At 55.6% G+C, this 13,295-nt stretch carries 13 protein-coding genes; 7 read left to right on the top strand and 6 right to left on the bottom strand.

The features are described 5' to 3' along the window. Positions 1–40 precede the first annotated feature (40 nt). The 3 genes from KF947_RS09470 to KF947_RS09480 all read left to right on the top strand — a co-directional run bounded on the left by KF947_RS09470 (position 41) and on the right by KF947_RS09480 (position 2,514). Positions 41–523, top strand: a complete 483-nt coding sequence (locus KF947_RS09470; protein ID WP_133731944.1) for an Lrp/AsnC family transcriptional regulator — start codon at positions 41–43, stop codon at positions 521–523. 241 nt (positions 524–764) lie between these two features. Continuing rightward, positions 765–1,820, top strand: coding sequence for a TRAP transporter substrate-binding protein (locus KF947_RS09475; protein ID WP_227406079.1), 1,056 nt, complete (start codon positions 765–767; stop codon positions 1,818–1,820). A 211-nt stretch (positions 1,821–2,031) separates the two neighbouring features. After that, positions 2,032–2,514, top strand: a complete 483-nt coding sequence (locus KF947_RS09480) for a DUF6455 family protein (protein ID WP_133731942.1) — start codon at positions 2,032–2,034, stop codon at positions 2,512–2,514. A gap of 48 nt (positions 2,515–2,562) precedes the next feature. Here KF947_RS09480 and KF947_RS09485 read toward each other — a convergent pair whose 3' ends face one another. After that, a complete protein-coding gene (locus KF947_RS09485) occupies positions 2,563–3,024 on the bottom strand; it encodes an Lrp/AsnC family transcriptional regulator (RefSeq protein ID WP_227406080.1) in 462 nt (153 codons plus the stop codon). 143 nt (positions 3,025–3,167) lie between these two features. On the opposite strand from KF947_RS09485, the gene hppD reads away from it, so the two are divergent. Next, the gene (gene hppD / locus KF947_RS09490; protein ID WP_227406081.1) at positions 3,168–4,274 is read left to right on the top strand and encodes a 4-hydroxyphenylpyruvate dioxygenase; all 1,107 of its coding nucleotides are present in this window, start codon (positions 3,168–3,170) and stop codon (positions 4,272–4,274) included. Between the two features lie 46 nt (positions 4,275–4,320). Beyond that, a complete protein-coding gene (locus KF947_RS09495) occupies positions 4,321–4,698 on the top strand; it encodes a Rieske (2Fe-2S) protein (RefSeq protein ID WP_227406082.1) in 378 nt (125 codons plus the stop codon). A 172-nt stretch (positions 4,699–4,870) separates the two neighbouring features. Here KF947_RS09495 and KF947_RS09500 read toward each other — a convergent pair whose 3' ends face one another. The 4 genes from KF947_RS09500 to KF947_RS09515 form a co-directional block, all read right to left on the bottom strand. Further along, positions 4,871–6,844, bottom strand: a complete 1,974-nt coding sequence (locus KF947_RS09500) for a pyridoxamine 5'-phosphate oxidase family protein (protein ID WP_227406083.1) — start codon at positions 6,842–6,844, stop codon at positions 4,871–4,873. Positions 6,845–6,864: 20 nt separating this feature from the next. After that, positions 6,865–7,488 (bottom strand): glutathione S-transferase family protein, encoded by a 624-nt coding sequence (locus tag KF947_RS09505; protein ID WP_227406084.1) that lies wholly within the window; start codon positions 7,486–7,488, stop codon positions 6,865–6,867. Positions 7,489–7,626: 138 nt separating this feature from the next. Beyond that, positions 7,627–8,535, bottom strand: a complete 909-nt coding sequence (locus KF947_RS09510) for a LysR substrate-binding domain-containing protein (RefSeq protein WP_227406085.1) — start codon at positions 8,533–8,535, stop codon at positions 7,627–7,629. A gap of 2 nt (positions 8,536–8,537) precedes the next feature. Continuing rightward, positions 8,538–9,449 carry a LysR family transcriptional regulator gene (locus KF947_RS09515; RefSeq protein WP_227406086.1) on the bottom strand — a complete coding sequence of 304 codons (912 nt, stop codon included), beginning with the start codon at positions 9,447–9,449 and terminating at the stop codon, positions 8,538–8,540. A gap of 142 nt (positions 9,450–9,591) precedes the next feature. On the opposite strand from KF947_RS09515, the gene KF947_RS09520 reads away from it, so the two are divergent. Next, positions 9,592–10,446 carry a sensor domain-containing diguanylate cyclase gene (locus tag KF947_RS09520; protein WP_227406288.1) on the top strand — a complete coding sequence of 285 codons (855 nt, stop codon included), beginning with the start codon at positions 9,592–9,594 and terminating at the stop codon, positions 10,444–10,446. Here the strand turns inward: KF947_RS09520 and KF947_RS09525 are convergent. Next, the gene (locus tag KF947_RS09525) at positions 10,443–11,102 is read right to left on the bottom strand and encodes a GntR family transcriptional regulator (protein ID WP_166650386.1); all 660 of its coding nucleotides are present in this window, start codon (positions 11,100–11,102) and stop codon (positions 10,443–10,445) included. The genes KF947_RS09520 and KF947_RS09525 overlap by 4 nt on opposite strands. Positions 11,103–11,207: 105 nt before the next feature. Here KF947_RS09525 and KF947_RS09530 point away from each other — a divergent pair, with 105 nt between their 5' ends. Further along, the gene (locus KF947_RS09530; RefSeq protein ID WP_227406087.1) at positions 11,208–13,250 is read left to right on the top strand and encodes a TonB-dependent receptor family protein; all 2,043 of its coding nucleotides are present in this window, start codon (positions 11,208–11,210) and stop codon (positions 13,248–13,250) included. Positions 13,251–13,295: the final 45 nt, after the last annotated feature.

Genomic DNA, 13,295 nt, shown 5'->3' on the forward strand with positions numbered 1-13,295 from the left:
CAATGATATTCAACAAACCACAAATAAAAGAAATGGCACCATGAAAGAAACTACCAAAGAGATCGCCTTAGACAGGCATGACCAGCGCATTCTTACCCTGCTTCAGCAGCAGGGGCGCATCACCAACAATGAGCTCGCCGAACAGATCGGGCTATCCCCCGCGGCCTGCTGGCGACGCGTCAAGGCCTTGGAAGAGAGTGGCGTGATCCGCCGCTTTGCTGCGTTGGTGGAACCCAGCCTGGTGGGCCAGCCACTGTCGGCATTGGTGATGGTGACGCTGGTTCGCCACCACATCGACAACACCGTCGAGTTTGAAAATCGCATCCTGCAATACCCAGAAGTGCTGCAGTGCTATGCCACTACCGGCAACGCGGATTTCGTGTTGCGCGTGGTGATCGAAGATATGGCAGCTTATGACCGCTTTTTGAATGAGAAACTCTTCACCCTGGATGGCATTTCCCAGGTCAATTCCAATTTCGTGCTACGGAATATCAAAGAAGAGACCGCTATCCCTATTCGCTAGAACAGGTGATCGGGTTCATTACCGCCAATCCTATAGGCCGTTAGGTTTAACACTCCAAAGCCTCCAGAAAGTACGACCTAAGTATAGCAAAAGACCCTCTCAAATTAGTTGCTATTGAAACTACCTAAAGGCAAGGTTAAAGAGTGTGATTTACGCAAACCTGAGCAGGCGCTATTGACTCAGCGTTAGGCGTTACCAATAACAACACAGGCGCTAAGAGCGCCAGCTCTGGAGCTTCAAAATGCATAAACCAACTCGCTTGATAGTGGGTGCCATGGCTATTTCAAGCATGGCGTTCAGCATGTCGTCACTTGCACAGTCAACGATCACCGTCAGCACCTGGGGCGGGCCTAATCACGGCATTAACACCATTGTTTGGCCAACCTGGAAGGCATGGATTGAAGAAGCTACGGATGACCGGGTCACGGTGGAAGTGGTGCACGATATGGGCCCACCTCCTGCACAAATGGAGATCGTTGCTGATGGTATTGCGGACGCAAGCTGGATTTTCCACGCCCATATGGCGGGCCGTTTTCTAGCGACCCAGTTGCCTGAATTCCCTACGTTTGAGGAGTTCTCCTCAGAGGACGCTTCCGCTGCGTATTGGCATACCCATCAAGAGTATTTACAGCAAGCCAATGAGCACCGCGGCGTTGATGTGGTTGCTATGGGTGTACATGGCCCAGGCCAAATATTTACCCGTGATCAAATAAGCTCTATCGATGAGCTGGCGGGCAAACGACTGCGCGTAGGCGGCGGAGTGATGAGCGGTTTAGCCGAGGCAATGTCAGTGACAGGCGTCGCCATTCCGCCGACAGGCACCTACGAAGCGGCCTCCCAGGGCGTTGTTGACGGTGCGATGCTAACGCTTGAGAGCTTACGCAGCTTTCGCGTCGTTGAAGTAGCCCCGCATACCCTCACCGTAGACGGCGGTTTCTACCGCGGCAGTTTTGCAATCATTATGAACCCCATGTTCTGGGATCAAGTATCCGACGAAGACCGTGCGGCGATTGAAAGCGTCTCGGGTGAACGGCTTTCACGCTTGTTTGGTTACATGATGGATGTTTCCGACCAACGCGGCGTTGAGTTTGGTGAAGAAAATGGCGCTACCTCTACCCAAGCATCCGAGCAAGATATTGATTACCTAAGGGGCGTCGCTAGCAACTTACTGGACACATGGAGTGAATCTGTAAAGAGCCGTGATGTTGACGCGCCAGCAGCACTTTCCTTCTTTTATGAACAGCTAGCCAATGAAGCGGCCGAAGAAAGTATCGCTGCGAGCCTTGATAGTCACTGAGCCTGTTTGAACGTTCTCGCCGCTGCGCGTGATGAGCGGCGAGAACACCGCTTACTAGCCGATGAGGCTAACAACCCATCAACCTTTCGCGCTCCTTTTTCTTCCGCCCCCTCTTGTTTCACTTGAAACCAAATTGATCCGCGTCAAGGTAGTTCATCGCTCAGCGGTTGATACTGATGTCATCCTAAAACACCGCTGAGGGAGAATGGCCATGAATACTGCCCAGAACACCGACACCACCTCTTGGTGGGGACGTCTAATAGAACGCTGCTATGTAACGTCAACGACGACCTTGGCCCGCAGAGTAAAGCAGGAAGCTGGGGCTACGTTTAATGCGCTCATCAATGATCTGGAGAGACCGCTAGAACCGCATTTTGAGCAGGAAGTGGCAAGGCAACTGGCAGCAGGCAAACCGGCTCATTTCAGTCCAGCTAGAACCTTGATGCCAGTAATGATGCAACGCTTTGGTCTTCAGGAGGATGCGCTTCAGGAGAGCGGCCTGATTAATCATGTCGACTATGTAGTACTGCGTGACAACTGCAATGCCTGCGCAGCCGTGGGCGATTGTTGGAAAGCCATGCGAGCAAGTGCCGAGCTTGATGAGTGCCGCAAATTATGCCCCAACGCAAAGGCCTTTGATGCCTTAGTTTCACATGACGACAACCCTCGCACGGCTATCAATGCATCCTATTAACGTATTAACACGCATAGAAACCTCACGGCGCAAAGCAAATGCAGCTACTTAACCACCTTTCACCGGCAGCCCCTGCTCCTCTTTCATACTACGCAGTATGATTTCAGAGCGAACCTGGGTGACATTAGGATGAGGCAATAAATGATGATGGATAAAGTCCGAAAACTCAGTTAGATCCTTGGCGATAACGTGCAATACATAGTCTGCGTCCCCTGAGACTGAATATGCCTCACGCACCATGGCGTGCTTCGCCAGTAACGTCACAAAATCATCATCCATGCTTTCACCATGAGCTTTCAGATTAACTCTGGTGATAGCACGTAACCCAAAGCCCAGGCTGGCGGCATCAAGCCGAGCTGAATACCCCTTAATCACACCTTCGGTTTCTAACCGCGCTTTGCGTCGGGAGCACTGAGAGGGAGACAGGCTGACACGCTCGCCCAATTCTGAATTAGTGAGGGCTGAGTTCTTTTGCAACTCTGATAAAATTGCAAAATCGTAACGATCCAAGGAGATCCCGTGCATATAACACTCCATTTGCACACAAGCTGTGCACCATTTGGCTGCATCTTAGGTTAGTTTGCAACCTAATTGCACCGTCTCTTCCCTATACTGAATTGGTCGACCAACAAAACAATAAAGGAGAGACAGCGATGGGACCTTTTCCTCATGACGCACCTAAAGAAACCATAAGCGATACAAACCCAGCGGGTACAGATGGCTTTGAATTTGTTGAATTTGCGCACCCTGAACCTGAAAAGCTAGATAGCTTATTTAGGCAAATGGGTTTCGCCCCCGTTGCAAAACATCGTGACAAATCAATCACCGTTTATCGTCAGGGCGACATCAACTACCTTCTTAACAGTGAACCTAACTCACATGCGTCAGCGTTTATCGAGGAACACGGCCCCTGTGCACCGGCAATGGCTTGGCGAGTCGTTGATGCTCAGCATGCCCTAAAACGCGCCGTCGACTTGGGGGCTGAAGAGTTCACCGGAAATAAATCAATCGATGCCCCTGCTGTCGTTGGCATTGGTGGCTCGCTTCTTTACTTTATTGATACTTATGGCGAAAAAGGTAGCTGTTACTCAAACGAGTTTGAATGGTTAGATGAGGTAGATCCTAACCCAAAAGGGTTTGGTTTTTACTATCTTGATCACCTCACTCATAACGTCATTCGCGGCAATATGGATACCTGGTATAAGTTTTATCACGACACCTTTAACTTCCGTGAAATACGCTACTTCGACATCTCTGGTAAAGTAACAGGACTTACCAGCCGCGCATTAACCTCCCCGGATGGTAAAATCCGAATTCCTATTAACGAAAGTGCCGACGATCACAGCCAGATTGAAGAGTACTTGCGCGAGTATAATGGCGAAGGCATTCAGCATATCGCCATTGCAACGAACGACATCTACACCGGCACAGACTTGATTGCGGCGGAGGGGCTAGAATTCATGCCTGGCCCGCCGAGCATCTATTATGAAAAGTCGTTGGAGCGCGTAAAAGATCACCAGGAGCCTCTCGATAAACTGCAAAACCGTGGCATTTTGATTGATGGTGAAGGAGTCGTGGGCGGCGGCGAAACCAGAATTTTGCTACAGATTTTCTCCAAAACGGTCATTGGCCCCATCTTCTTCGAGTTTATTCAGCGTAAAGGCGATGATGGTTTTGGTGAGGGCAATTTCAAAGCTCTTTTCGAATCCATCGAAGAGGATCAAATCAACCGAGGCGTGCTGCAAGGTGCTACTGAATAGCAGGAAGGCTGAATAACAACATTAGCGATGCCGAAAAGGAAACACTGTGCACGACGCTTGGCGTAACTATGCGAATGCCCCCAAAGAGGGGGCTATTATTTGCCCTTCTAACGTCATAAAAGAAGGCAAAGCTCACTATATGGAAATGATGAGCAACGATGAATCATTCCCCGTCATTGCAACGCGCCTCAATGGTAGGATTTATTGCTACGTTAATGCCTGCCCCCATCAATATTTACCTTTAAATTATCGGTCTGATAATATTATTTCGTCAGACGGTCACCGCTTTTTATGCAGCGCACATGGGGCAGTGTTTGATATCAAAACAGGAAACTGCTTAACAAGCGACTGCGATAAACTTGATGCCCTACCTGTATTTGAAGACTTAGCAGGCAACTTATGCATTGGGTATAGGAAATCTTAAACCAAGAACCAAGAACCAAGAACCAAGAAATTCTGCTTTTTTATTAAATCCTAGCTCATAAACGGATAGTCATGCTGGAATCGAACGATGAATGCACAACTATTCGCTTATGAAGCTCTTCAAGCTCGATGGCGGCGCCTACCCTGGCACCTTCTCATCGTTTGAGAAGCGATTAACCGTTAGGCAGCGTAATGGCTAGCCTCTCCGAGTTAGCCGCTGGGCGGGCGCTGCACAGCAGAATCTCCCCCTCTGGCGCGGATATGCCATTGGGGTAGGTAACCTCCCCCTGCACCAGCGTGCAGGCGCAATCGCCACAGCTACCACTGCGGCACCCATAGGCAGGCTGTAACCCCGCTTTTTCGGCGGTTTCCAACAGGCTCTCGCCCGGCTGCCAGTGGGTGACTACGTTTGAATTGGCAAAGCTAACTTCTACCGCTTGTTCTGCGACGGGCACTGCGTATGTTTGGGTCAGCGCCGAGGGGCCGAACGCTTCTGTGTGTATTTGCCCGGGCATGAGTCCGAGCTCCAGCGCCTCCTGGTGGTAGCGCTCTACAAAGGCGGCAGGGCCGCATAGGTACAGCTGTACTTCTGACAGCACCTGATCGGTAAACACCTGCCCCAGTGAAACCCGGCCTGCCATCCATCCATTGAGGGCAGTTGTAGTTCTGGTGACATGCCGCTGCAAACGCAGCCCGCGCGCCTCAAGGTCGAGTAGCTCTGCACCGAAAGGTGCCTCGGCCACATCGCGCACGCTCTGCACTAACGTTACCGGGCCACGGCCTGCCCCGGTCAATTCATGTGCCAGGCTCAATAGTGGCGTAATACCGATACCTCCTCCCAGCAGCACCCAGTGGGCACGCTCTGAGCCGCTAGCCCCTGCTGTGAATGAGCCCGTTGGCATACTTACAGCTAGCTCGGTACCCACCTGCAGCGCGCTGTGCAAGTAACGTGAGCCCTCACCGTCGGCCTTAATACTGATGCGATAGCCGGCCTGCTGGCTGTCACCCGAAAGCGTGTAGCTGCGTACCAATGCCGTGCCATCCAGGCGTGGCACGTGTAGCGTAATAAACTGGCCCGCTTCAAAAGGCGCCAGCGCCTGGTCTTGTTGGGCACTCTTTAAATAAAAAGAGCGGATCTCGGTTGTCTCCTGCACCACAGCGGCCACTTGAGCACGCTGCCGTTTAGCAAGCGCAAGTGGCTGCCAGGGCCCATGGGGCGCCGCCTCATGGGCCACTGCGTTTGCTTGGCTACGCCAGCGTAAGGCCCACGGCCGCCAAACAATATGCCGTGGCGTTAAGCACCAGTAGCGTTCAGCGCCAGGATAACGGGCCCCAGCGGTCTCCTCGTCCACAAGCCGCGCCTCCCCGGTCAGATGCAGCACATTCCCGCTGGCAAAGTCCGGTATCACCAAGGCCGCGCGACCACTGGTCAGCACATTGCCCAGGGTGTTGAAGAACTGGTTGCCTGCAAAGTCGGGCAGGATCAGGTCATTCCCCTGGCGACGAATGAACCCCGGTTGCCCACCGCGATGGGAGGCATCCACCTGAGCGCCCTGATCGGTATACGCATAACTACCCACGAAAGCCGTTAGCGCCTGATCAATATGCGCCAGCAACGGCTCTGACAACTGATCGAGGGTCGCCTCGCGCATGGTTAGCACGGGGCCAGGCTGGGGCTGCACCGACCTCATCGTCGACCAGTCGTGAATATACTGGGGGCAGTTACCGAAGGCGTGAACGACTTCTAGCTGCCATCGGCCTGCTGAGCCCCGCAACACGCCATTGACCCGATTACGGCGGCGCGTGGGCAGCTCTATTCCCAGCAGTCCGAGGCTAGCGCCGCTGGTAAGCAGCGGGGTAACGGGATCATCCGCAGACGGCGTTAATACAAGATCGAGCCGTGACTCATCCGGCGCATGAACAAAGCCCGGCGCGCCCTCCAACAGCGTGACCCAGGGCCAGCCGTCAACATCCACAGCCGCCGCAGCCACAAACGGCAGTTGAGGAAAGAAGTGCTGCAGCTGCGACGTTAGAAAGGGACGCATTACCTTGCGACCAATCTGCGCCATCTGTTGCTCCACCCCGACCACGCGCTGCAGGGCAAGCTCACCCGCGTGCCACGGGCTGGTAGTGTCGGCGTTTTCCACTCTCGACTCCTGGCGAGTAATCAGTTCACTAGGCCTACTTTGGTGACAGCCATGGGTACAAAGCCTTCCAGCGCCTCTACGCGATTCAGCCATGCACGAATATGGCGGTATGGTTCCAGCGAGACATTGCCCTCAGGCGCGTGAGCGATATAGCTGTAGAGCGAAATCTCCGCCAGCGAGGCGTGCTCACCCGCCAGGAAGGGCTGATGCTCCAAATGGGCATCAACAATCGCGAACAGCTCATGGGCATCAGCAATCAGCGGTTCAGGGTCGAATGGGGCATTAAAGACCGTGATCAAGCGCGCCTTCATCGCCGAGTTCGCCAAAGGCCCTGCCGCCACGGAGAGCCAGCGTTGTACCTGGGCTTGAAGCAACGGATCGTCCGGTAGCCAGCGACCAGAACCATAGCGGCGTTCCAGATAGACCAGAATGGCATTGGAATCCGCCAGGATAACCCCCTGGTCATCGAGCACCGGTACCTGTGCGAAGGCATTCATATCAAGAAAAGGCGGCGCTTTGTGCTCGCCCCCGGCAAGATCGACATCAATGAAGGTGGCAGGCAAGCCGAGTAGCGAAAGCATCAACTCGACGCGGTGGCAGTGGCCGGAAAGAGCGTGGCGGTAAACCTTGATAGCGTTAGACATGCGATTATCTCCTTGAGTTAGCTCCGTAAAGAACAAGTGGACGTCACAGCCGTTAGGCAACGTCACCTATCCTGGGCCAAAACAAGAACCGCAAGAATGGCGATTTTTAACAATAGATAATTACGCCAACTGAAATAATCAGTCGGCCAACCGCCTCCGCAGCCAAGGGGTCGCTAGCTCCAAAAACGTCATAACGCTGCCGGGCGCCCGAATACCAAGGGCGTAGGTCAGCGCCAAAGGGTGCGCCGCTGGCCAGAGTGGTTCAGCGACGGGTTCGAGCAGCCCCTGGGCACAGGCGCGGCGCGCCTCTAGCTGATAGCAGCACACGATACCCGCGCCCTCAATGGCTGCCCGCAGTGCCGCGCTAGAAGTGCTCATGCTAAGCCTGGGCTCAAAGCGTAGAGTTTGGCCTTCGGTCAGCGGCCAGACGGGTGCCACTCCTTCCTGTGAGCAGTGAATAAGCGCATGGCGGGCCAGGCTACTCAGGCTACCCGGTCGCCCTGCCTCATTCAGATAGCGGGGGCTGGCAAACAGACCAATACGTAAATCACCCAGGGGCCTGGCATAAACAGAAGCAGGCAGCGGCCCGCGCATCAGTCGTAGGTGCGCCGGTGCTCCAGCTCCCACACGACTCGGGTGCTCATCGCTCAGCAGGCAGACCGTTAACGCTGGGTGCCGCTCTTGCAGCCTCAGAACTAACGGCAGCAACAGGGGCTCCATTAACGCCCGGGGTGCCTGCAAACGTAGCGTGCCTTTGAGCTCTCGGTGCTCTTGGCGCGCACTGCTTTCGGCGTCGGTGACTGCGTGGATCAACGCGTCGGCGTAGTCGCGCAATCGCTCGCCAGCCGCTGTCAACACGCTGCCGCTGGCTGAGGAAGTGACTAAAGCGACTCCCAGACGCTGCTCCTGAGCGCGCAGCAGACGGTGGAACTTCGCCGCCGACTGGCTGCTCGCTTCTGCCGCGGCTTGCACGCTGCCGTGCCTGGCAACGGAGGAAAGCGCCATTAAGGCCTCAAAGCGCAGCGGCGATTCAGGTGAGAGCGCCATGGTCAACCGTGGTAGGCGAGCGCCGGGTCGGCACGCAGCCGCTCGGCAAGAAAGTCAACGAAGGTGCGCACGCTGGCGGCACGCCCACGGCCTGCCGTCACCCAGATATTGATGGGAATGGCCACTGGCTCGAAACGCGTTAACACGCGCCGCACTCGACCTTCAGCTTCACTGGCAGCCACCTGGTAAGACAGCAGCCGAGTCAATCCAGCGCCCGCCTCGACCGCCGTTAACGCCGCGTGAATAGCGCTGATGCGCAGCCGTGGCGAGGGCGTTACTTCAATGCGTTTGCCCTCCTCCTCGAACCACCAGTGGCCGCTCAAGTTGCCGCCTTCGGCCACTACCGTAGGCAATGCCTCCAGCTCAAGGGGGTGTGTTGGTTCACCGTGCTGGGTCAGCCACTCGGGGCTAGCGCAAACAACTTGCCTCACTTCGCCGACGGGCACAGTAAAGTGCTGGCAATCCTGCGGCACATGGCCGATGCGCACCGCCACATCGACGCCCTCCTCCTGCAAATTAACCGGCCGATCGATCAGTTCGGCGCGAACCTGCACATCCGGGTAGTGATCCAGGTAATCGACGATGTGCGGGGTAACAAAGTATTCGCTGAACAGTACCGGCGCGGTCACGTGTAACAGGCCACGGGGAGTAAGGTAGCTACCGGTCGCAGCGGCCTCGGCCTCCGCAAGCTGGGCAAGCACCTGCTGAGCATCCTCTAAATACCGGCGTCCCGCTTCCGTTACGCGCACCTGTCGCGTGGTGCGCTGTAACAACGCCACACCCAAACGCGCCTCAAGCGCTGCCACCGCCCGGGTAACCCGAGGCGGTGACAGCGCAAGCTGCCGTGCGGCGTCCGCAAAGCTCTCCAGTTGCGCCACCGCTGCAAACACGCGCATCTCTTCGAATCTATCCAAGACAGCTCCAGAAACAGGGGTAGGTATCACTAACGGTACTCTACATAGCGATTAGCCTTCCCCCAAAGTTTTCAGATTTCTTTATCGTCCACTTCGCGATTGCTCTATAGTCGAGGAACGCTAACCGGATTATCCCTTGTCTATGGCCGTTGACCTGCAAGCCCTTTACCCCAAACTGATTCACCTGATGCTGGACACCGTCTTCGTGGTGGATAGGGACAACCAGATCGTCTTCGTAAGTGATGCCTGTGAGTCGCTGCTCGGTTACCTTCCTCAAGAGTTGATCGGCACTCTAATCACGAACTATATGCACCCTGACGATTTAGCCGCCACGCAGGACTCCATTGTGCGTGTGATGGACGGAAAGCCACACACGGATTTCCGCAACCGCTATATCCGCAAAGACGGCGGTATCGTGCATATTCTGTGGTCTGCCAGTTGGTACGAAGAAGAGGGCGTGCGGGTCGGTGTCGCGCGCAACGTCACGGCTCTTATGCAGGCCGAGGAAGAGTTACGCTACCGCGCCCATCATGATCCGCTGACAAAGTTGACCAACCGAGCGCTCTTCTATGACCGCCTGGCCTTGGGCCTGAGTATGGCCCATCGCCACCAAAACATCCTGGCATTGCTATTTCTGGATATTAACGATTTCAAAGGCGTCAATGACATTCATGGCCATGCGGCAGGCGACCGAGTGCTCTGCACAGTAGCCAGACGGCTGGAAGGCTGTGTTCGCGAGACGGATACGGTGGCCCGCATGGGCGGTGATGAATTCACGGTGCTGTTAACAGATATTCAGTCGCCAAATGCCGTAGCAGAAAAGGTGGAGCAGATACTCGCTGTCATGAACGAACCGCTAGGCGCTGAATTCGGCGAAGTTAAAATGCCATCCTGCAGCATCGGCGTAGCCTGTTATCCCGCCGATGGAAAAGACGCCGATACCTTGCTGAGGCATGCAGATAGCCATATGTATCAGATCAAAAGGCTTAGTCGTTAGTCGGTAACGCGCTCCTGCCAAGCTGTTAAGTGGCGCTGTACCGTACCCTGCAAACCCAGAATATCGCCAGTATCTAACGCCTCGACCATCGCATAGTGCTCTCGGATACTCCGCTCCACCCCGCCAGCTTTTGGCCATCCTGGCCCTGCACCACGCATGCCCTGCTCACGCAGCCAATTCACTTGATCGGCCAACGGCCGGTTGCCAGCAAGTACTGCCAGCGCTCGGTGAAAGGCATGATTGTTCAGGAACATGGCTTCACCATCGCCTTCAACCGCAGCGTGTTCAAACTGGGCACAAGCTTGCCTAACAGGCGCCATCAGTGCCTCTGTTCGGCGCGCCATCATCAATGGCGCCATCGCAAGCTCCACCACCAGGCGAGCCTCGGTGAGTTCCAGGCGCTCCTGGTGGCTCCAGCGTCTAACCCGGTAGCCCCGATGAGGCACATGCTCGATGGCCCCCGCTTCCGACAAACGCTCCAAGGCGCCTCTCACAACAAAGCGGCTGACGCCATATAGCTCCGCAAGAGCATCTTGGCGCAACCAGCTATCAGCGGGAAAACGCCCGCCCCCCATACCGATTCTAAGCTGCTCCTGTAGCCAGCTTTGGTCTTTATCTTGACGTACAGCCTCTTGACGTTCCGCAGCCCGACTCATTTTTAAGCTCTCCTGTGCCTTCACCATAATAACTTCTTGCAGATTGGCGCCAATTATTTATGATACCCCACTCGCTTATGATAATCATTAACAAAGGGACATCAGATGCATTACCTTCGTGTGCTGCCTTTGGCCATCGTCGCCGCCTCTCCACTGGCTTGGGCCCAGCAACCTGAAGCCAACAGTGAGCTGGAAACCTTAGTCGTCTCCAGCGACTGGTTGAGCGCCACTCGTACTAACCCACAAACGACGCCTGGCGCACGCCAGATATTGGAGGGAGAAGCGCTACACGGCGGCGATATCCGTCAGCTTGAAGATGCGTTAGCCCGGGTTCCAGGAATCCACGTACAGGATGAGACCGGCACGGGCGTGCTGCCAAACATTGGCATTCGCGGTTTATCACCACGCCGTAGCGAGCGGGTACAAATTTTAGTGGACGGTATTCCGGCTGCCTTGGGCCCCTACAGCAATATCGGTGTTTCACTATTCCCGGTAACGCTGCCCACACTAGAACAAGTTGACATCGTACGGGGCGGCGCGGCTGTTCACTACGGCCCAAACAATGTGGGCGGCGTGCTCAACTTCGTAACACGCGGCATCCCGGTAGAAAAGGAAGCCCAGTGGCGCGAACGCCTAACGCTGGATGACGCCACCGGCCATGTGCTCAGTGATCACTATCTGCGCGCAGGCGGCCAAGTGAGCGACAACCTGGGGCTCCAGTTTCAGGCCAACCTGATGCGTGGAAAGGGCGGGCGCGAGCGTAGCCAAACACAGGTCGATAATTTCATTTTAGATGCCGATTATCAGCTAAATGACACCCAATGGATCGATGGACAACTGCAGTACTACAGCGTAGACACGGATCTACCCGGCGCACTAACGCCAAGCGCCTACGCCCAAGACCGCAGCGATTCTCAGCGTCCCTACGACCGTTTCGAGGCGGACACATGGCGTGCCCACGCAACCTGGCATTGGCAACCGAGCAACGATATCGAGATAAGTTGGCGCCAATTTGGCCACCAGAGTGATCGAACCTTCTGGTTCGGCCAAAACCTGGGCGGTGCTAGCCATTGGTCTGACCCAGGCGAGCCAGCCACCCATGTCGCCGACTCGCCGCGCAGCTTCTCAGTATGGGCCAGCGAGCCCCGCGTTGCCTGGCAACTGGGGAACCACAAACTAATGATGGGTGCCCGCTATCTGGAAGAAGATGTCGACTTTGATGTGAACCGCCGCGCTGTTGGTAGTGAAACGGCCGCCCCGGTTCGTCGCTGGGACTTCGAGACCCGCGCAATGGCCGCTTACCTAAGCGACACCTGGCAGCTAGGCGGTGGCTGGGAAGTAACCCCTGGTATCCGCTACGAGCATGCAGAAATGGACTACGCCGATACCTTAAATGGCGGTCGCGATGAGAATGACGCCTCAGCTTGGCTGCCCGGCCTTACCGTCGGATATGCGGCCAACGAAGCGTGGTATTTGTTCACTTCCGCCCAACGGTCGTTAACCCCGGTGCAGCTCGCGCAGATCACCAATCCAGGCGATGTATCAAACGAGACAGCCTGGAACCATGAAATTGGCGCGCGTTATCAGTCCGGCCCCTGGCAAGCGGAGGCCACAGGCTTTTTGATTAACTACGAAGACCAGGTCGTCAAGCAGCCGGATAACAGCCTAAAGAACCTCGGAGAAACCCGCTACCAAGGTCTTGAAACGCGTTTGGCCTGGGCGCCGAATACCCTGCCCTTCAGCCTCGAAGGCACCTGGACTTGGCTCGATACTGAGCAGCGCAGTGGGGAGCTTGCCGGCCACGAGGTGCCCAACGCCCCGAATCACCTGCTCAACCTATTGGCTCGCTGGGAACAAGGTCGCTGGTTCGGCAATATCGGCGCCCGCTACGTGGATAAAAGCTTCGCCGATGCAGCCAACACCGCCCAAGAAACAGAGAACGGCAGCACCGGCCCACTGCCTGATTACTGGTTAGTCGATACCAGCTTAGGCTACCGCCTGCCGTTCGCCAGCGCGGCAAGCGTAACCCTGGGCGTGCATAACCTTACCGACGAGGATGCCTATTTCCGCGGGGTAGATACTAGCCCAGTGGGGCGTGTTCCGTTACCAGGGCGCGCCTACAGCTTAGGGTTGGATGTCACCTTTTAAGCCAGCCACCTTTTAAGCCAACGGCGGGCTGCTGACTTCAGCCCG

It is taken from the genome of Halomonas sp. FeN2, from assembly GCF_020595105.1.
GTDB lineage: Bacteria > Pseudomonadota > Gammaproteobacteria > Pseudomonadales > Halomonadaceae > Vreelandella > Vreelandella neptunia.